We start from the raw sequence: 18,928 nt of genomic DNA on the forward strand, positions 1-18,928 counted from the left end.
CGACCTCTGCCTGCACCCGATCCGCCACGACCACGGAGCTGCCACCGCCAACCGCGTCGCCCGGACGTGCGCCATGCCGCCCTGGCGGTACCCCCCCCCCCCCCCCCCCATCCCCCCACCCCCCCCCCCCCCCCCCCCCCCCCCCCCCCCCCTCCTCCCTCCCCCCCCCCCCCCCCCCCCCCCCCCCCCCCCCCCCCGCCGCAATCCCTTTCCCCGGGCCCCCGCCCCCGCCCCCTCCCACCCTCCTCCCTCCGCCTCCCCCACCCCTACCCCCTGCCCACCCCACCTCGTGGAGGGAAGAAGGAGAGCGGGGTCACGGGGGCGGGGCGCGGGGCCCACGGGTGGAGTGCCCCGGGGCGGCGTGCCCGGCGCGGGTGCCGTGGGCGGGCCGGGGGTGGACGGCGACGGCGAGGGTGGCCGGGGAATCGCCGATCACGGCGATGTCCCCCGCCCGGTCGGTGCGCAGCACAGTGGCACCCGACGCACGCAGGCGATCGACGGTACGGGGCGACGGATGCCCGTACGGATTGCCCTCTCCGCAGGAGATCAGGGCGAGCCGGGGCCGCAGGGCACCGGTCAGGTCCCAGTCCTGGTGGGCCGAACCGTGGTGCGCGACCTTCAGGACATCCACTCTCCCGAGGCGCCCCAACAGGGCCGACTGGGCGGGCGGTTCGAGGTCACCCAACAGTGCCATCCGCAGACCGCCGACCGAGGACACCAGCAGTGCCACGCTCGCGTTGTTCGCGCCTGGCGCGTCGACGAGCCCTCCGGGAGCGGGCGACACCACGTCCCAGGACAACTCCGTTCCGGCCGAACGGTGTTCACCACGCCCGGCACGCAACAGCGGTACGCCTGCACCCGCCGCCCAGGCCGTCACCCGGGCCGCCTCTCCCGGCGGATCGTCCAGCACCGTGCCCTCCACCGCGCCCACCTGGCGCCCCCGCAACACCCCCGGCACGCCTTCGACATGGTCCGCGTGGAAGTGCGTCAGGAGCAGCAGCGGCACGGTCGTGATGCCCAGCTCACGCAGGCACCGGTCGGCGGCGTCCGGATCCGGCCCGGTGTCGATCACCACCGCACTCTCCGGCGTACCGGTCGACAGGGCCAACATGTCTCCCTGCCCGACGTCACACATCACCAGCCGCCACCCCGGCGGCGGCCAGCCCGTGGCGATCCGGGCCAGCTGTGGCGGGCGCAGCAGCACGCCCAGCAGCACCACCAGCAGGACGCCGGTCACCAAGGCCCGGACCCAGCGCCGACGGGCACCCGGCGGGCGGCCGGGCTCCGCCCGGCGGGGCAGCAGCAGCGGCGCCGCCCAGCAGGCCGCCAAGGTCGCCAGGGCGACCGTCACCACCCCGAACCAGCCGCCGGGCCACGACAGTTGCCCACCGGGCAGCTCGGCTCCGCGCCGACCGACGAAGGCCAGCCAGCTGGCCGGCACCCCGGCCGGCTCGGCCAGCAGCCGGGCCAGGGACGGGAAGAACGGCTGCACCGCGAGCACCCCGAAACCGAGCAGCGTCGCCGGCGCCACCGCCAGCTCGGCCAGGAGGTTGCACGGCACCGCGACCAGGCTGATGTGCCCGGACAGCACCACCGTCACCGGTGCGCACAGCGCCTGCGCCGCCGCGGTGGCCGCCAGCGCACCCGCCAGGTGGTGCGGCCAGTGCCGGGCCCGCAGGGACTCGGCCCAGTGCGGCCCGAGGACGAGCAGCCCGGCGGTGGCGAGCACCGAGAGCAGGAAGCCGAAGGAACGCGCCAGGTACGGGTCCAGCAGCACCAGGACCAGGACGGACCCGGCGAGCGCCGGTACGGCCTGGCGGGGGCGGCCGGTGGCCAGGGCGAGCATGCCGATCAGTCCCGTGCCCGCTGCCCGCAGCACGCTGGGTTCGGGGCGGCAGACCGTCACGAAGGCCAGGGTCAGCGCCGTACCGGCCAGGGCACTGGTGCGCAGCGACAGTCCCGACAGCGCGGCCAGTCCGCGCCGCTCCGCTGTGCCGGCCTGCGCCGGTGCGCCCAGCAGCACACCGAGGACGATCGCCAGGTTGGCCCCGCTGACGGCGACCAGGTGCACCAGGTCGGTGGCGCGGAAGGCGTCCACCAGGTCGTCGGGCAGTCGCGAGGTGTCGCCGACCACCAGCCCGGGGAGCAGTCCGCGCGCATCCGGCGGGAGCCCGTCGCTGGCCGTGCGCAGGCCTTCGCGCAGTCGCCCGGCGATCCGCTGCGGCAGGCTCGGCGGTGCGAGCTGCCGGGGCGGGCCGTGGACGAGCAGCGGCGCCGCCGACTCGGTGTCGTAGCCCTCTCCCGCCGGCCGCACCTCGGCCTCGACGGCCAGCCGCTCGGACGGCAGCAGCCGCAGCCAGGAGTCGCTCTCCGCCCCGCGGACCATGACCGTCACCGGGGTGTGGGTCCGGGTGGCCCGGCCGTCCGGGAGGACGGTCGCGCGGTCGGCCACGGCCTCGACGGTGAGCAGGGTCTGCCCGCCGGTGGTGCCGCCCCGGGCGGTGTGGACCTTCGGGTCCCCCGCGACGGTCAGCTCCACCTCGACCGCCGTGCCGGGCGTGCCCGGGGCACGCGGCGGCGCGTGTTCGGCCGCGCGGGCGAGCTCCGGCAGCGGGCCCCGGTGCAGGTCGGCGGTGTGCAGCGGGGTCGCGATCGCGGCCGCCGCGCCGGTGAGCAGGACGGCCGCCAGCGCCACCGCCGCCCCGCGCCGGGGCAGCAGGCCCGGCCGGACGAGCAGCAGGACGGCCGTGAGCACGGCGGCGCCCGCCGACAGCAGGATCAGCGGCTCGGATCCCGGTTCCACGGGCAGGAGCACCGCTGTGACCAGCCAGGCCGAGACGGCGGGCAGCAACAGTCGGAAGTCGGCACCCGAGGAGCGGGTGTGCGGGAGCGGCGCGGTGGTGGCGGACACGGCGGTACCTCCTTTCGGCAGCGGCGACAGGGCCGGCAACGGAGCCGGGCAAGGCAAGGGAAGCGGTCGGAAGGACGTCAGAGGGTGAGGAGCGGACGGAGTTCGGCGAAGGTGCGGGCACCGATGCCGCTGACCTGCCGGAGCTGGTCGACCGAGCGGAACGAACCGTGCGAGGCGCGGTAGGCGAGGATGCGCTGGGCGAGCGTCGGGCCGACCCCCGGGAGGGCGTCGAGCTGTTCGAGGGTGGCGCGGTTGAGACTGACGGGTGGTCGGGGCGTGACGGCGCCGGGCAGTCCGCCGGCGCCCCCGGGAGCGGGGACGGGGACGGGAACGGGCGCCTGCTCACCGACCGTGATCTGCTCACCGTCCATCAGGACGCGGGCCAGGTTGAGGCCCCGGGTGTCCGTCTCCGGCAACGGACCGCCCGCCGCCCGCAGCGCGTCGGCCACCCGCGATCCCCCGGGCAGGGTGTGCAGACCGGGCAGGTGGACCCGGCCGCCGACGTCGATGACGACGGCGGGCTCGGCGCCCGGGCCCGCGCGGCCCGTGGGCGGCCCGGCCCCGCTGCCGGGCGGGCCGTCGGTCGCGGGCGGGCCCGACTCCGGCGGCGCCGACGCGGCCGCCAGTGCCGGAACCGCCACCGCCTCCGGCCGGGCCAGCCAGAAGTGCTGCACGGCATAGCCCACCGCGAAGAGGAGCAGGACAGCCAGCCCGGCCACCGCCCGCCGATCGAGCGCCAGGGCCGAGGCGAACCGCAGCCGCGCCCCGGCGCCCGGCGGATCGGGCAGGTGCACCGGCTCGGGCGGACCCGCCCCCGGCGGCACCGCGGCGGCCGGTACGGCCGCCACCGGAGCGCCCTCCGTCGGCTGACCGGCAGTCGGCTGACCGGCTGTCGGCTCACGGCCCACCGACTCGCGAACCACCGGCTTGCGAACCGCCGACTCGTCATCCGTCGGCAGCAGCGCCGCCATCCGCAGCCGTACCGTCTCGTCGATCGCTTGGCGCTTCGCCGCGCCCAGGCCCAAGGTCGTCATGGCGAGGACGCTAGGAGCACTTCGCGGAGCCTGCGGACATTTCCGAATGCCTGTGGAAAACCCGGGGGTTGTGGATAGAAAGTGTCACTCACACGGGTGGCCACGCCATCACGCGATTGACCCGACCCGGCCCCGACCCGACCCGCCCCGGCCCCGACCCACCCCGAGCCACCCCGCCCTACCTCACCCCCACCCCACCCCTGCCCCGCCTCAGCGCGGCGCGACCACCACCGCCAGCAGCCCCGGCCCGACGTGCGCGCCGATCACCGCCCCGACCTCGCCCACGTACAGCTCCCGCAACCCCGGCACCCGCGCCCGCAGCCGCTCCGCGAGCTGCTCGGCCCGCTCCTCGGCGGCCAGGTGGTGGACGGTGATGTCCACCTCGCCCTCCCCCGAGCGCTCGACCGCGATCTCCTCCAGCCGCGCGATCGCCCGCGACGCCGTCCGCACCTTCTCCAGCGGCTCGATCCGCCCCCCGTCCAGGTGCAGCAACGGCTTGACCGCCAGCGCCGAACCGAGCAGCGCCCGCGCCGCCCCGATCCGCCCGCCCCGGCGCAGGTGCTCCAGGGTGTCCACGTAGAAGAAGCCGCTGGTCCCGGCCGCCCGCTCGGCCGCCGCTCCGGCCGCCTCGGCGAGGCCCAGGCCGGCCTCGATCGCCTCGGCCGCCGCCAGCACGCCGTACCCGAGGGCCATCCCGACCAGCCGGCTGTCCACCACCCGCACGGGCACCGGCGCCTCGGCGGCGGCCAGCCGGGCGGCCTCGACCGTGCCGGACAGTTCGCCGGAGATGTGCACCGACACGATCCCCCGTGCCCCGGCCTCGGCGGCCGCCCGGTAGGTGGCGGCGAAGGTCTCCGGGTTGGGCCGGGAGGTGGTCACCCGCTGCTTGCCGCGCAGCGCCTCGGCGACGTCCTTCGGGGAGATCTCGACGCCCTCGCAGCGGACCTCGTCACCGACCGCGACGCTCAGCGGTACCACCGTGATCCCGTGCCGGTCGAGCGCCGCCTGCGGCAGGTAGGCCGTGGAATCGGTGACAAGTGCGAGGTCGGAGGGCATGAGGCGGAGGTTACTCCCCGTTCGTCCGGGATGACAGCAGCTGTCCGCGCGCTCCTGGGCAGGCCCGGCCGCGCGCGGGAATCAGCTCGCGGACGGCCCCGTGGAGGGCCCCGCCGACGGCTTCCGCAGCCGCTGTGCCAGCTTCGCCAGCGGGTCGGCCAGCCCCAGCAGGTCCTCGGCGCTGGGCCGCCCCCTGCCGTCCGTCAGCCCGGCCCGGGCCGCACCGGCACCGGCCCCCGCACCCCCGCCTGCCCCGGCACCCGCGCCCGCACCCGCAGCGGCACCGGCAGCGCCCGCACCACCCGCACCGGAAGCACCGGAAGCACCCGAAGCACCGCCCCCCGCCGTGTCCCAGTGCCGCAGCGCCCCCGCCTCGCTCTCGCACTCCTGGCTCAGCCGGCTCAGCTCGTCGTCCGCGAACCGGTGCATCCGGTCCTGGGCCGCCCACCGCATGGTCTCCGCGGCGTGGGTGATCCGCTCCGCGCGCTCCCGCAGTTCCGGCAGCTTGGCCGCGATCCGCGCGGTGTCCGGCTCGCGCTCCAGCACCCGCAGTTCGCCGTCCAGCTCGGCCGCGTGCGCGTCGAGCCGGGTGAGCAGCGCGAGGGACTCGCCGAGCTGGCCGTCCTGTCCCAGCCCGCCCTCCAGCACCTGCCGGGTGCCGTCCAGCGAGGTCCGCAGCTTGAGGCGGACGGTGGCGATCTGCGCGGGCGGGCCGACCTTGGTGTACGTCTTCGCCTTGAGGGTGGCGGTCTCGACGGCGCGCCGGGCGTTGGCCTCGTGCTTCTCGACCTTCGCGGCGACGGCCTTGGCCGCCTTGACCGTGCCGACCACGGCCAGGACGAGCGTCGCGATCCCGAAGAGCAGGACCAAGCCGATCATCACGCCGAACACGTCCATCGCGCGTCACCTTCCGCCGCCGTTTCGGCCCCCACCGGGCCCAACGCGGGCCGCACTGCCGTGGGTTCCACCGTAGCGGCCGCACCCGGGCCCGGAAGGCCCGGAACGGGCCCGGCGGACGGAGATCAGGGACAGATCCGGGATCTCCCCGAGGGCCCGACCCGCGCCCCACCGCGACCCGCCCCACCCCGCCCGCGCCCCACCCCGCCCGCGCTCCACCACGCCCAGCCCCACCGCGCCCAGCCCCACCCCGCCCGCGCCCCGCCCGTACTCCCGCGCCCCGAGCCCTCGCGCGAGCTCCGGACAGCACACCGGGCGGGCGCCCCGAAGGACACCCGCCCGATCGACTCTCGGCCCGGAGCCGTTCCGAACCGACCTCAGCCGGTCACGATGTTCACCAGCTTCGGCGCCCGCGCGATCACCTTCCGCACCGCCGCGTCACCAATCGCCGCGACCACCGCCGGGTCCGCCAGAGCCAGCGCCTCCAGCTCCGCGTCCGTGATGCTCGGCGCGACCTCCAGGCGGGCCTTGACCTTGCCCTTGATCTGCACCACGCAGGTCACCGACTCGTCGACCACGTACGCCGGGTCCGCGACCGGGTAGTCGGTGTGCGCCAGCGACTCGCCGTGGCCCAGGCGGCGCCACAGCTCCTCGGCGATGTGCGGGGCCAGCGGCGCGACCATCAGCACCAGCTGCTCGGCCACGGCCCGCGGCGTGGAGCCGCGCTTGACCAGGTGGTTGTTCAGCTCGATCGCCTTGGCGACGGCCGTGTTGAAGCGCAGCCCGGCCATGTCGCCGCGGATGCCGTCGATGGCCTTGTGCAGGGCGCGCAGCGTCGCGTCGTCCGGCTCCTCCTCCGTGACGACCAGCTCGCCGGTGTCCTCGGAGACGACGTTGCGCCACAGCCGCTGCAGGAAGCGGTAGGAGCCGACGACGGCCCGGGTGTCCCACGGGCGGGAGACGTCCAGCGGGCCCATCGACATCTCGTACAGGCGCAGGGTGTCCGCGCCGTACTCGTCGGCGATCTCGTCCGGGGCGACGGCGTTCTTCAGGGACTTGCCCATCTTGCCGGCCTCGCGCTTGACCGGCTCGCCCTGCCAGAAGTACTTGCCGTCGCGCTCCTCGATCTCGGCGGCGGGCACCGGGAAGCCGCGCTCGTCGCGGTAGACGTCCGCGGTGATCATGCCCTGGTTGAACAGCTTGTGGAACGGCTCGACGGAGGAGACGTGCCCCAGGTCGTGCAGCACCTTGTGCCAGAAGCGGGCGTACAGCAGGTGCAGCACGGCGTGCTCGGCACCGCCGACGTACAGGTCGGCGCCGCCGGCCGGCTTGGCCTCGGTGGGGCCCAGCCAGTAGCGCTCGTTGGCCGGGTCGACCACCGCGTCGGCGTTGGTCGGGTCGACGTAGCGCAGGTCGTACCAGCAGGAGCCCGCCCAGTTGGGCATGGTGTTGGTCTCGCGGCGGTACCTGCGGACGCCGTCGCCCAGGTCCAGCTCGACGTTGACCCAGTCCTCGTTGCGGGACAGCGGGGTCTCCGGCGAGGAGGCGGAGTCGTACGCGTCGTAGGTGCGCGGCGAGTAGTCGTCGACCTCGGGGACCTCGACCGGCAGCATCGACTCGGGCAGCGCGTGCATCACGCCGTCCTCGTCGTAGACGATCGGGAACGGCTCGCCCCAGTACCGCTGGCGGCTGAACAGCCAGTCGCGCAGGCGGTAGTTGACGGTGCCCTCGCCGATGCCGCGCTCGGCCAGCCAGGCGGTGGCGGCGGCCTTGGCGTCGACCACGCTCAGCCCGTCCAGGGACAGGGCCGAGGGCGAGGCCTGCGCCGAATCACCCTCGGAGCGCACCGAGTTGACGATGACCGAGTCGTAGGTGTCGAAGGCGTCGTCCCACTCGGCCGGGTCCGAGCCGCGCCCGTCGGTGGGCTCGACGACGCAGCGCATCGGCAGCGCGAAGGCGCGGGCGAAGGCGAAGTCGCGGTGGTCGTGGGCGGGGACGGCCATGATGGCGCCGGTGCCGTAGCCCATCAGCACGTAGTCGGCGATGAACACCGGGACGGACGCGCCGCTGACCGGGTTGACGGCGTAGGCGCCGGTGAAGACGCCGGTCTTGACCTTGGCCTCGACCTGGCGCTCGACGTCCGACTTGGCGGCGGCGGTGGCCCGGTAGGCGGCGACGGCCTCGGCGGGGGTGGCGGCGCCGCCGGTCCACTCGGCGGGCACGCCCTCCGGCCAGGCGGCGGGGACGATCGAGTCGACCAGGTCGTGCTCGGGCGCCAGCACCATGTAGGTGGCGCCGAACAGGGTGTCGGGCCGGGTGGTGAAGACGGTGATCTTCCCGCCGTCGACCGCGAAGTCGACCCGGGCGCCCTCGGAGCGGCCGATCCAGTTGCGCTGCTGCAGCTTGATGGCCTCGGGCCAGTCCAGCAGGTCCAGGTCGGCGATCAGGCGGTCGGAGTACGCGGTGATGCGCATCATCCACTGGCGCAGGTTGGACTTGAACACCGGGAAGTTGCCGCGCTCGGAGCGGCCGTCCGCGGTGACCTCCTCGTTGGCCAGCACGGTGCCCAGGCCCGGGCACCAGTTGACCGGCACCTCCTTGGCGTACGCCAGGCGGTACTCGCCCAGCACCTCGTCGCGCTCACCGGCGGACAGTTCGGCCCAGGCGCGGCCGCCCGGCACCGCACGCGCGCCGGACTCGAACTGGCCGACCAGCTCGGTGATCGGGCGGGCCTTGCCGGCCGCCTCGTCGTACCAGGAGTTGAAGATCTGCAGGAAGATCCACTGCGTCCAGCGGTAGTAGTCCGGGTCGATCGTGGAGATCGAGCGGCGCGGGTCGTGGCCCAGGCCCAGCCGGCGCAGCTGGTGGCGCATGTTGGCGATGTTGGCCTCGGTGGAGACCCGCGGGTGGGTGCCGGTCTGCACCGCGTACTGCTCGGCGGGCAGGCCGAAGGCGTCGTAGCCCAGCGTGTGCAGCACGTTGTGGCCGGTCATCCGCTGGTAGCGGGCGAAGACGTCGGTGGCGATGTAGCCCAGCGGGTGGCCGACGTGCAGGCCCGCGCCCGAGGGGTACGGGAACATGTCCATGATGAAGCTGTGCGGCTTCGCGGCGACGTCGCCGGCGGCCGGGTCGGCCAGCTCACCGGTGGGGTTGGGGGCGTGGAAGGTGCCCTCCTTCTCCCAGATGTCCTGCCAGCGGGACTCGATCTCCGCCGCCAGCGCGGCGCTGTACCGGAACGGCTCGGTCGCGGTCTCGGCCGCGCCGGACGCAGGGGTCGTCTCGCTCATGGTCCTTCAAGCTCCATCGGTGTCAGTTGGCGAACCGCGACGCGGCCGACCGTGGACCCGTCCCACGACGCGGGCGGGGGCGGAAAACAAAAAATCCCCTCGCAGGAGGGGACGCCACGCCGACTCCGGCACCGCCCGAGGGCGCGGCCGGTCCTGGTCAGCGCGGCCGGCTAAGGAGCAGGCGCACGGTTCGCATGGGCTCAGGGTACCGCAAGCAGGTCAGGGGTCTCCGGGCCGTCCCACCGACGGCACGGCCCACCCGCGCCACCACTCACACCCGCCCACAGCCCACCCGCACCACCACGCACACCCGCCCACAGCCCACCCGCACCACCACGCACACCCGCCCACAGCCCACCCGCACCACCACGCACACCCGCCCACAGCCTACGGCGCGGCCGTCCGCGCCACCCCGCCGTCCCGCAGCCCCGCCGCCTCGAAGTCCCGCAGCGCCCTGGCCAGTCGCTCCGACTGCATCCCCGCCGCGAGCGAGCGCGCCAGCCCCGCCGTCCGGGCCGCCTCCCGCTGGTCGCCGAGCCGCCGGTGGGTCTCGGCCAGCCGGACCATCAGCAGCGCCTTGGAGCGGGCCCGCCCCGGCCCGAGCCCGGCGACGGCCTCGGCGAGCAGGGCCTTCGCCATCCGGTGCTGACCGAGCGCCAGCCGCCCCTCCCCCACCATCCCGGCGAGGTCGGCCCGGGCCTCCTCGGTGCCGGGGACGCCGTCGATCTCGGCGAAGGCCCGGGCGGCGGCCTCCTCGGCCCGGTCGGCCTCGCCGCGGCGGCCGTGGGCGCGGGCGATCCGGCCGTACTGGCGGGCCCGCCCGGTGGGGCTGAGCGCGGGCCCGTGGGTGTCCAGGGCGGTGCGCAGCGCGGTGACGGCGTCCAGACCGCGCCCGCCGCTGCCCTGGGTGGCGAGGGCCACCAGCGCGCCGAGCCCGGCGACCCCGAGCCGGACGTCGCCGCTGACGTGGGCGGCGCGCAGCGCGGCGACGAAGGCCCGCTGGGCGGCCGCGTCGTGGCCGAGGTCGAACGCGGCCCAGCCGGCCAGCCGGGCCAGCCGGCTGGCGGTGCCGTACAGTTCGCGGCCGAGTCGTTCGTCGTACGCGCCGAGTTCCAACAGCTTTGCCAGCATGGCGAGTTCGGCGCGGGTGGGGCCGAGGACGAGGCCGCCGCCGCAGGAGCGTTCGAGGCGCTGCTTGCTGCGGTAGGAGAGACCGAGTTCACCGGCCAGGGTGGGGTCGACGCGCAGCGCGCCCTCACCGCCGCCGACCGGCGGTGGCGGCGAGGAGAGCCGCTCGGCGGCGTGGTCGAGGTCGGCGCTGCGGAACAGGTCGGTGAGCCGGACCGGTCCGGCGTCGGTGGCGGCCTCGCGCAGCGCGGTCTGGGCGGTGTCGGCGGTCCACGGGTCGGTGAGCAGTCGGGGCGAGAGGATCTTGGCGCCGCGGTGGCCGCCCATCCGGCCCCAGAGCTGCTCGTAGGTGACGGCTATGCCGAGGGTACGGCTGAGCACCTCGCAGACCGTCTGGTCGTGCGGGCTGCGCGGCACCATGCCGCGGTCGCGCCACTTGTACGGGGCGGTGGAGCTGATCGCCAGGCCCGGCGGGAGGGCGAGGCTCACCTCACGGGCGAGCCGTTCCGGACTCCAGCCGAGCTGGTGCAGTATCCGGGCCAGCTCCTCGTTCCGCCTTCGCTGCAGATCGGCCATGGCACGACGGTAGCGGTCTTTCCCTCCGGTCCGCCGGTGGCATGCACACAACGGCGAAGAGCCGCCTCCCGTAACGGGAGGCGGCTCTCGACCACTGTGGAGCTATGGGGAATTGAACCCCAGACCTCTTGCATGCCATGCAAGCGCTCTACCAACTGAGCTATAGCCCCTTGACCTGCGATGTCACCGGGTTTCCCGTCGTTTCCGTCCGGTTTCCCTCGGCGACATCGACTACTTTACACGGTCCTGGGCGTGCTCCTGAAATCCGTTTCCCGAGGCCACCACAGCCGGCCCGGGCGGCCCGGGCGGTCCGCCAGGCCACGGGCGGCGCGGGCGACAGCGCGCCACGCACCCCACGCACCACCACCCGCGCCACCCACATCACCCGCAACCGCCCGCACCACCCACCCCGTCAGCGCACCGCCCGCCGGCTCCACGCCGCGAACCCCGCCCCGACCAGCACCACCGCACCGTTGACCGCCAGCGTCACCAGCAGCGCGTGCCCCGACACCCCGGCCGGCGCCGGCAGGTCCACCTGCCCGAGGAACACCGAGCCGATCACCGCGACCCCGGTCATCTGTCCGAGCTGCAGGACGGTCACCGTCACCCCGCTGGCGTCGGCCGCGTCCTCCGGTGCCACCCCCGCCAGCGCCCGGGCGAACAGCGGGGCGTACGCGCAGCCGGCGACCAGGCCGAGCACGGCCGTCTCCACCAGCACCACCGCCCCGATCCCGTCGCCGCCGCCGAGCAGCACCCCCAGCAGCAGGTAGCCGCCGCCGAGCAGTACCCCGGCGAGCACCGGCAGCGGGCCGTGCAACCGGCCCGGCAGCCGGTGCCAGCGCAGGCTGGCCAGGCCGAAGCCGACCGCGACGGGCGCCGAGCAGAGCCCGGCCCGCAGGGCGCTGTGCCCGAGGGCCGCCTGCTGGTGGAGGGCGAAGGTGAACATGAAGCCCGCGTAGGCGGCCATGATCGTGAACAGCCCGACGGCGGCGGGGCGCAGCCCGGGGGCGCGCAGTACCCGGCCGGGGATCAGCGGCTGCCCGCCGCGCCGGGCGACCCGGCGCTCGACCGCCACGAGCAGGCCGAACAGCAGCGCGCTGCCCGCGATCATCGCCCAGCCCCAGACCGGCCAGCCGAGCTCGTTGCCGAGCACCAGCGGCACCACCAGCAGGCCGAGCGCCGAGCCCAGCACCACCAGGCCCGGGACGTCGAAGCCGCGCGAGGCGTCACCGGGCGGTTTCGGCCGCAGCCGGGCGCCGGCCGCCAGCAGCACCAGCCCGATCGGCACGTTGACCAGGAACACCGGCCGCCACCCGGTGCCGAACAGGTCGGCGCTGACCAGCACCCCGCCGAGCACCTGCCCGAGCGCGACGCCGACGGCCAGCACCGCCGAGTAGAGGCCGATCGCCCGGGTGCGGGCGGCCCCGGTGAAGGTGCGCTGGAGCAGGCTCATCACCTGCGGCACCATCAGGGCCGCGCCCGCGCCCTGGACCAGCCGGAAGGCGATCAGCGAGCCGGTGGTCGGGGCGAGGCCGCAGGCCAGCGAGGCGAGGGTGAAGACGGCCAGGCCCAGTTGGAACAGCCGGCCGAAGCCGTACCGGGCGCCGAGGCGGGCGCCGGTGATGAGCAGGACGGCGTAGGCGACGGTGTAGCCGGCGATCACGAATTGGAGGGCGGCGCCGGAGGCGCCCAGGTCGGTCCGGATGGTCGGCACCGCGACGTTGACGATGGAGCCGTCGAGCACGGCCATGCACTGCCCGCTCAGCACGATCGCGAGGAGCGGCCCGGGCCGTGCGGCCGGTGCCCCGGTGGTGCCCGTGGTCGCGCCGGGCCGGGTCTGGAGGTCGGTCATGGCCACCAGCCTGGGGCGGCGCCGGTACTGGTGGTTAGAGCCTGCCGATCCTGGTACCGGTAGCACCTGTATCGCCCGCGCCCGCTGCGGCACGATGGACGGCATGACCGTGCTGGAGGAACTCCCCGCCGCGACCGGCGGCCGTGAACGGCGGCGCACCGAGCTGGCCCGCTTCCTGAAGGCCTGCCGGGCGCGGGTCACCCCGGAGGACGTCGGCCTGCCGCCGGGGCTGCGCCGCCGTACCCCGGGGCTGCGCCGCGAGGAGGTCGCGCAGCTCGCCGGGGTCGGGGTGACCTGGTACACGTGGCTGGAGCAGGGGCGGCCGATCAACGCGAGCGAGCAGGTGCTGCTGGCGGTGGCCCGGGCGCTGCGGCTGGACGGCACCGAGCGTCAGCACCTGTTCCGGCTGGCCGGGGCGGCCCCCTCGGCGCTGGCCCGGCCGGCCCCGCCGGAGCTGAGCCCGGCGATCCAGCTGATCCTGGATTCGCTGGCGCCGCTGCCGGCGGCGGTCTCCAACACCCGGTTCGACGTGCTGAGCTTCAACCGGCCGTACCGCTCGCTGTTCGGCACCGAGCGGATGCGCCCGTCCCACGGGGTGTTCTTCAACAGCCTCTGGTGCATGCTGACCGCGCCGGAGTGCTGCAACCCGTGCGAGAACCCGGAGGAGACCCTGCCGCGGATGGTGGCGGTGCTGCGCTCGGCGTACGGCCGGCACGTCGGCGAGCCGGCCTGGGAGGAGCACGTGCAGCAGCTGTCGGCCCGCAGCGAGCTGTTCCGGGAGCTGTGGGACCGCCAGGAGGTGGCGCCGCCGAAGACCCTGTTGCGGATCTTCCGCCACCCGGAGCTCGGCGTGATGCGGCTGAACGCCACCTATCTGACGATGCCGGGCGTGCCGGAGTGCTACATCGTCGTGTACGTCCCGGAGAACCCGGACGACCGCGAGCTGGTGGAGCGGCTCAACTCCCTGCAGCCGGGCGGCTGGCGGCACACCTGCAAGCCCTAGGCGCCGTACGGGGCGCGCGGCACCGGGGGCTCCGCGCGCCCGATCCCCCTCCGGGAATGACGAGAGGCCGCCACCCTCGGGTGACGGCCTCTCGAACTGCTGTGGAGCTATGGGGAATTGAACCCCAGACCTCTTGCATGCCATGCAAGCGCTCTACCAACTGAGCTATAGCCCCGCGACACTGGCGACCTGGCTCCGGAACTCCGATTTCCACGACCGCCTATGCGGAGTGGAGCTATGGGGAATTGAACCCCAGACCTCTTGCATGCCATGCAAGCGCTCTACCAACTGAGCTATAGCCCCGCACTCACCGGATCTCCCGCTTCCCTTCCGGGCCGCGTTCCTTCCCTGCGAACGAGGAAGACTCTAGCTGGTCAGGCCCGGAACTGCGAAATCCGCTCCTCCCGGGCCCCCTCGAAGCCTCCGTCACCGGCACCCGCGAAGCCCCGTCACCGGGTACCGGCCACCGGGCCCCCGTCGCCGAGTGCCGTCAGGTGTCGTCGCCGATGACCGGCTGCGGGAGCGTGCCCGCGTTGTGCTCCAGCAGCCGCCAACCGCGCGCCCCCCTGCCGAGCACCGACCAGCAGCAGTTGGACAGCCCGCCGAAGCACTCCCACAGGGGAGGCTCCAGGCCCAGCAGCCGCCCGAGCATGGTCCGGATGGTGCCGCCGTGGCTGACCACGACCAGGGTGCCGTTCTCCGGCAGCTTGGCGACCGCCTCCAGCACCACCGGCACCGAGCGGTCGGCGACCTCGGTGGACAGCTCGCCGCCACCGCGGCGCACCGGCTCCCCGGCCGCCCAGGCCGCGTACTCCTCCGGGTGGCGCTCACGGATCTCGGCGTTGGTCAGGCCCTGCCAGGAGCCCGCGTACGTCTCCCGCAGCCCCTCGTGGTGCTGCACGTCCAGTCCGGTGACCTCGGCCAGCTCGTCGGCGGTGCGCCGGGCGCGCTTGAGGTCCGAGGAGATCAGCAGGTCGGGGCGCAGCCCGGAGAGCAGCCGGGCCGCCCGCTGGGCCTGCAGCACGCCCTGGCCGGTCAGGTCGATGTCCGTGGTGCCCTGGAAACGCGATTCGAGGTTCCACGAGGTCTGGCCGTGCCGCCAGAAGACGATGCGCGGGCCGCGCGCGTCCCTGCTCAGTGCAGGTCCTCGGGCTTGCCGAAGTCGTCGGCCGGGGCGACGGCGTTGCCGGCGTCGTCGGTGATCGCGTCGGGGCGGTTGCGCGACTCCAGGGCGTCCTCGGGCAGCGGCAGCTCGGGGCAGTCCTTCCAGAGGCGGTCCAGCGAGTAGAAGGAGCGCTCCTCGGAGTGCTGGATGTGCACGACGATGTCGAGGTAGTCGAGCAGGATCCAGCGGCCCTCGCGCTCGCCCTCGCGGCGCACCGGCTTGATGTCCAGCTGCTCGCGCAGCTGGTCCTCGATCTCCTCGGCGATCGAGCGGACCTGGCGGTCGTTGTTCGCGGAGGCGATCAGGAAGGCGTCGGTGATCGACAGCACCTCGCTGACGTCGAAGGCGATGATGTTGTGCGCGAGCTTGTCGGCCGCCGCCTGGGCGGCGACGTTGATGAGCTGCTGGCTGTGGTCGGTGACGGTCACGGTGTTCTTCCGGCTCGGCGGCTTTGGGGCGGCCCCGGCACGGCGGCAGGGGTCGCCTTCCAGGATCTCACGCCGTCCCCGCGGCCTCGGAACGCATTTCCGGGGCCGCGGGGGCGGGCGAGGGGCGGAGCCGGTCCGCTACGGGGTCTTCGGCGGCTGGTAGTCCTTGCCGAGCACGACCACCAGGTCCGCGTTCTGGGCGTCGCCGACCTTCTTCACCGCCGTGTCCGGCAGCCCCAGGCTGGTCGCCAGGGACTTCGCCGCGCCCTGCCGGGCGTCGTCGGTGTAGCGGATCTCACTGGTGGCCTGCGGCGCGGTCTTGGCGCCGCCCGGGATGAACGTCAGGCCCGAGTTGACGATCTGGACCTGCGCCGCGGCGCCCGCCGCGTCGTTGCCGGAGGCGTCCTGGAGCGAGACCCGGGCGGGGGCGTCGCCGGCCGCCGCGGACTTCACGGTGCCGCCGAGCACGTCCTTGACCTGCTTGCCGGCGGTCGCCTCGTCCAGGGTGCCGTCCGGCTTGACGGTCAGCGCGGTGGTGCCGAAGTGGCCGTCCTTGGCCTGCTGGGCGAGCTGGGCGAGCACGCCGGCCAGGGCGTCCTCGGGCAGCGAGGGGTCGAGCACCGCGTTCATCCGGTGCACGTCGTCCTTGGCGTCCTTGAACTGGGTCGGCATGGTGCGCACCACGGCGTCCATCACCTGGCCGAACCGGGCCAGCTGGGCGTCCCGGTTCTCGCCGGGCCCCTGGAGGGTGGCGTAGGCGACCGCGGCCTTTCCGCTGAGCAGGGTGTTCTTGCCGGCGGCGGAGAGCAGCTTGCCGTCCGGCTTGCCGCCCTCGTGGGTCTCGGCGTTGGTGTCCACCCGGACGCCGCCGAGCTGGGAGACCAGCAGTTCCAGGTACGGGGTGTCCAGCCGCCAGGTGCCGGCGACCGGGGCGCCGAGCACGGTGGACAGGCCGTCGCGGGTCGCCGAGGCGCCGATCGCGTCCATGGCCTGGCCGACCGTGGTCACCGGCGGGTCGCCCGGGCCGGGCAGCCGCAGCACGTCGGGCAGCAGCAGCACCGTGCCCTTGTGCCCGGAGGCGTCGTCGACCAGCAGCGCGCTGGACACCTTGCCCTGGAGGTCGCGCAGGTGGACGACGTTGACCTGCCGCCCGCCCGCCGCGGCGGCCGCGGTCGGCTTGTCCCCGGTGAACCACAGGTAGCCGCCGACGCCGCCGGCCGCGAGCGCCAGCACCACGCCGAGGCCGATCAGCCGGTTCTTGAGCTTGCGGCGGCGCTCGGCGCGCACCTCGCTGCGGGACTCGGCGAACTTGAGCCAGTCGATGACGTCCTCGGACTCCTCCGCCTCCTCGTCGACGAAGGTGAACTCGCCCGTCTGGTAGGAGTCCTTGGGCGCCCGGCCGCCGGCCTTGCCGGGCCGGGCCCCGGCCACCTGCTCGGAGGGCGCGTCCGCCGCGGCCGGGGTGGCCTCCGCGGCCGGCCGGGGGCTCCGGCGGCGCGGCGGCGGCACGGCGGCGGGCCCCACCGGGGCGGACGGCTCCGGCGCGGACGGCTGCGGCACGGTCGGCTGCGGCTCGGCGACCACCGGCCCGGCCGGCGCGACCGGGGCCACCGGCGCGGCCTGGTACGGCTGCTGGTACCCCTGGTACCCCTGCTGCTGGTAGCCCCCGTACGAATCCTGCCCGTACACCGGCTGCCCGTACTGGTCGTACGTCTGCGGCTCGTACGGCTGCGGTTCGTACTGCTGCTCGTACCCCTGCTGCTGCCCGTACCCCTGCTGCTGCGGGAACTGCCCGGTCTGCCGGTAGCCGTGGGCCTGGTCCTGCCGGCCCCCCTGCTGGTAGCCCTGGGCCTGGGCCTGCTGCCCGCCGTACGAGCCCTGCCCGTACACCGGCTGCCCGTACTGGTCGTACGTCTGCGGCTCGTACTGCTGCTCGTACTGCTGCCCGTACGCCGGGGGCTGCTGCTGCCCCTGGGGGTATCCCTGGCCCTGGCCCTGCCCCTGGTGCGGCTGCTGCTGGTACTGGCCGGTGGACCACTCCTCCGGCTGCCCGCCGTTGCCGCTGCCGTTACCGCTGCGATCGGTCACGCCCGCTCCTGGCTCAGGTCCCGTGCGGCGCGTACAGCGCCCGCTTGTCGATGTAGCGGACCACCCCGTCCGGGACGAGGTACCAGACCGGCTCGCCCTTGGCGACCCGGTTGCGGCAGTCCGTGGAGGAGATGGCCAACGCCGGGACCTCCACCAGGGAGACCCCGCCCACCGGAAGCCCGGCGTCCGACAGAGTGTGCCCCGGGCGGGTGCAGCCGATGAAGTGGGCCAGCGAGAAGAGTTCGTCCGAGTCGTGCCAGGACAGGATCTGGGCCAGTGCGTCGGCGCCGGTGATGAAGAAGAGGTCGGCGGCCGGGTGCAGGGAGTGCAGGTCGCGCAGGGTGTCGACGGTGTAGGTCGGGCCCTCGCGGTCGATGTCGATCCGGCTCACCGAGAACTGCGGGTTCTCGGCGGTGGCGATGACCGTCATCAGGTAGCGGTCCTCGGCCGGGGTGACCTGGCGGTCGCTCTTCTGCCAGGGCTCACCGGTCGGGACGAAGATCACCTCGTCCAGGTGGAACGCGCTCGCCACCTCGCTCGCGGCGACCAGGTGGCCGTGGTGGATCGGGTCGAAGGTGCCGCCCATGACGCCGAGGCGCTTCTTCACCGGTTCCGGTCCGCCGGGATTCCCGGCCTGCTCTCCCATGCCGCCACACCTTACGCGACGCCCGTTGCGGTGCGGGAACGCCCGTGCGGGGGTTGTCCGCAGATGCGTGAGGGAGCGGCCGGCGCACTGGCCGGACGCTCCCCGAGCGGCCCCAGGACCGGGCTCAGCGGTCCCGGTTGAAGCGGGTGGTGATGAAGAGCAGGAGCAGCAGGATGAACAGCGCGGCGCCGCCCGTCAGCAGCGGGTTCAGGCTGTCGTGGTTGCCCCCCTCGGCGAGCTGGTTCAGGACGGGGAGTGCGGCAGCAGTGTTCATGGTCGGCGGGACCTTCTCGGCTCGGTGAACGGACCTGGGGGTGTTCCGGGCCGGTGAGGGCCCACCCGTCATCGTACGGGGGGTTACACGGCAACCGCTCGGCGGCCCACCGCCGCTGACCGGGCGTGAGCGAACCGATCGGGAGGCGGCGCCTACTGGCCCCGGAAGGCGCGGGCCATGATCCAGACCAGCAGGCCGATCCCGACGAAGGAGGCGATCACGATGATCCGCAGGAACAGGCCCGGGCCGGCCTCGTCGGAGATGGGTGCGGCCAGGCTGACCAGCGCTTCGGTGGACATCTGAGGGACTCCTCGAACTGCTCGGTACCGCGGCCGGGTCCGGTCTCGGTTCTCCAGGGCATTCAGGGTAAACCCGCCTCACACCGGCACCGCCCACCGGCCCCCGCGCCGCGCCAGACCCGCCGCCGACCCGCCGCCGACCCGCCGCCGGACGCCCCCACGGCCGTCCCCGCCCCCTCCCCCGGGGACGAGTACGCAACCGCGGACGTTGCACAGGCAGTCGTTGCAGACGAGTCACTGCCGGCGAAGACCAGCGGGGGGCCGGGCGCTGCGCCGAGGCCGCC

The 18,928-nt window shown here is 74.5% G+C and carries 14 protein-coding genes and 3 tRNA genes; 1 reads left to right on the forward strand and 16 read right to left on the reverse strand.

Translation table 11 applies throughout. From position 1 onward, the window contains the following. Positions 1 to 313: 313 nt before the first annotated feature. The 8 genes from ACZ58X_RS38160 to ACZ58X_RS38195 form a co-directional block, all read right to left on the reverse strand. On the reverse strand, positions 314 to 2,911 hold the full coding sequence (locus tag ACZ58X_RS38160; RefSeq protein WP_470338166.1) for a ComEC/Rec2 family competence protein: 2,598 nt from the start codon (positions 2,909 to 2,911) through the stop codon (positions 314 to 316). A gap of 77 nt (positions 2,912 to 2,988) precedes the next feature. Further along, entirely contained in the window at positions 2,989 to 3,945 is a 957-nt protein-coding gene (locus tag ACZ58X_RS38165) for a ComEA family DNA-binding protein (RefSeq protein WP_470338167.1), read from the reverse strand. 210 nt (positions 3,946 to 4,155) lie between these two features. Further along, positions 4,156 to 5,001, reverse strand: coding sequence for a DegV family protein (locus tag ACZ58X_RS38170; RefSeq protein ID WP_470338168.1), 846 nt, complete (start codon positions 4,999 to 5,001; stop codon positions 4,156 to 4,158). A gap of 81 nt (positions 5,002 to 5,082) precedes the next feature. Next, complete coding sequence (locus ACZ58X_RS38175) at positions 5,083 to 5,898, reverse strand: hypothetical protein (protein WP_470338169.1); 816 nt, start codon at positions 5,896 to 5,898, stop codon at positions 5,083 to 5,085. A gap of 377 nt (positions 5,899 to 6,275) precedes the next feature. Continuing rightward, on the reverse strand, positions 6,276 to 9,185 hold the full coding sequence (leuS, locus tag ACZ58X_RS38180) for a leucine--tRNA ligase (protein ID WP_470338170.1): 2,910 nt from the start codon (positions 9,183 to 9,185) through the stop codon (positions 6,276 to 6,278). A 387-nt stretch (positions 9,186 to 9,572) separates the two neighbouring features. Continuing rightward, positions 9,573 to 10,889: a hypothetical protein gene (locus ACZ58X_RS38185; protein ID WP_470338171.1), complete on the reverse strand. Its 1,317-nt coding sequence runs from the start codon at positions 10,887 to 10,889 to the stop codon at positions 9,573 to 9,575. A 97-nt stretch (positions 10,890 to 10,986) separates the two neighbouring features. Next, a tRNA-Ala gene (locus ACZ58X_RS38190) sits at positions 10,987 to 11,059 on the reverse strand. Positions 11,060 to 11,301: 242 nt separating this feature from the next. After that, positions 11,302 to 12,741 (reverse strand): MFS transporter, encoded by a 1,440-nt coding sequence (locus tag ACZ58X_RS38195; protein ID WP_470338172.1) that lies wholly within the window; start codon positions 12,739 to 12,741, stop codon positions 11,302 to 11,304. A 103-nt stretch (positions 12,742 to 12,844) separates the two neighbouring features. Between ACZ58X_RS38195 and ACZ58X_RS38200 the strand changes: the two genes are divergently transcribed. Beyond that, on the forward strand, positions 12,845 to 13,744 hold the full coding sequence (locus tag ACZ58X_RS38200) for a helix-turn-helix transcriptional regulator (protein WP_470338173.1): 900 nt from the start codon (positions 12,845 to 12,847) through the stop codon (positions 13,742 to 13,744). Between the two features lie 102 nt (positions 13,745 to 13,846). Here the strand turns inward: ACZ58X_RS38200 and ACZ58X_RS38205 are convergent. From ACZ58X_RS38205 to ACZ58X_RS38240, 8 genes are all read right to left on the reverse strand, one after another. Continuing rightward, positions 13,847 to 13,919, reverse strand: a tRNA-Ala gene (locus tag ACZ58X_RS38205). A gap of 55 nt (positions 13,920 to 13,974) precedes the next feature. After that, positions 13,975 to 14,047, reverse strand: a tRNA-Ala gene (locus ACZ58X_RS38210). 187 nt (positions 14,048 to 14,234) lie between these two features. Beyond that, positions 14,235 to 14,882 carry a histidine phosphatase family protein gene (locus ACZ58X_RS38215; protein ID WP_470338205.1) on the reverse strand — a complete coding sequence of 216 codons (648 nt, stop codon included), beginning with the start codon at positions 14,880 to 14,882 and terminating at the stop codon, positions 14,235 to 14,237. Beyond that, on the reverse strand, positions 14,879 to 15,337 hold the full coding sequence (rsfS, locus tag ACZ58X_RS38220) for a ribosome silencing factor (protein ID WP_470338174.1): 459 nt from the start codon (positions 15,335 to 15,337) through the stop codon (positions 14,879 to 14,881). The genes ACZ58X_RS38215 and rsfS overlap by 4 nt, the downstream gene beginning before the upstream one ends. A 138-nt stretch (positions 15,338 to 15,475) precedes the next feature. Beyond that, entirely contained in the window at positions 15,476 to 17,425 is a 1,950-nt protein-coding gene (locus tag ACZ58X_RS38225) for an LCP family protein (protein WP_470338175.1), read from the reverse strand. A gap of 13 nt (positions 17,426 to 17,438) precedes the next feature. Further along, the gene (nadD, locus tag ACZ58X_RS38230; RefSeq protein WP_375893133.1) at positions 17,439 to 18,071 is read right to left on the reverse strand and encodes a nicotinate-nucleotide adenylyltransferase; all 633 of its coding nucleotides are present in this window, start codon (positions 18,069 to 18,071) and stop codon (positions 17,439 to 17,441) included. A gap of 124 nt (positions 18,072 to 18,195) precedes the next feature. Next, entirely contained in the window at positions 18,196 to 18,345 is a 150-nt protein-coding gene (locus ACZ58X_RS38235) for a hypothetical protein (RefSeq protein WP_470338176.1), read from the reverse strand. A gap of 152 nt (positions 18,346 to 18,497) precedes the next feature. Beyond that, the gene (locus ACZ58X_RS38240) at positions 18,498 to 18,644 is read right to left on the reverse strand and encodes a hypothetical protein (RefSeq protein WP_188306314.1); all 147 of its coding nucleotides are present in this window, start codon (positions 18,642 to 18,644) and stop codon (positions 18,498 to 18,500) included. Positions 18,645 to 18,928: the final 284 nt, after the last annotated feature.

The sequence above is a fragment of the Kitasatospora sp. NPDC040550 genome (assembly GCF_055594965.1).

What these genes read in the sequence shown, in the direction of transcription:
- ACZ58X_RS38165 (WP_470338167.1), bottom strand. Translation starts at nt 3,945, where the DNA reads ATGACGACCTTGGGCCTGGGCGCGGCGAAGCGCCAAGCGATCGACGAG.
- ACZ58X_RS38170 (WP_470338168.1), bottom strand. Translation starts at nt 5,001, where the DNA reads ATGCCCTCCGACCTCGCACTTGTCACCGATTCCACGGCCTACCTGCCG.
- ACZ58X_RS38175 (WP_470338169.1), bottom strand. Translation starts at nt 5,898, where the DNA reads ATGGACGTGTTCGGCGTGATGATCGGCTTGGTCCTGCTCTTCGGGATC.
- leuS (WP_470338170.1), bottom strand. Translation starts at nt 9,185, where the DNA reads ATGAGCGAGACGACCCCTGCGTCCGGCGCGGCCGAGACCGCGACCGAG.
- ACZ58X_RS38185 (WP_470338171.1), bottom strand. Translation starts at nt 10,889, where the DNA reads ATGGCCGATCTGCAGCGAAGGCGGAACGAGGAGCTGGCCCGGATACTG.
- ACZ58X_RS38195 (WP_470338172.1), bottom strand. Translation starts at nt 12,741, where the DNA reads ATGACCGACCTCCAGACCCGGCCCGGCGCGACCACGGGCACCACCGGG.
- ACZ58X_RS38200 (WP_470338173.1), top strand. Translation starts at nt 12,845, where the DNA reads ATGACCGTGCTGGAGGAACTCCCCGCCGCGACCGGCGGCCGTGAACGG.
- nadD (WP_375893133.1), bottom strand. Translation starts at nt 18,071, where the DNA reads ATGGGAGAGCAGGCCGGGAATCCCGGCGGACCGGAACCGGTGAAGAAG.
- ACZ58X_RS38235 (WP_470338176.1), bottom strand. Translation starts at nt 18,345, where the DNA reads ATGAACACTGCTGCCGCACTCCCCGTCCTGAACCAGCTCGCCGAGGGG.
- ACZ58X_RS38240 (WP_188306314.1), bottom strand. Translation starts at nt 18,644, where the DNA reads ATGTCCACCGAAGCGCTGGTCAGCCTGGCCGCACCCATCTCCGACGAG.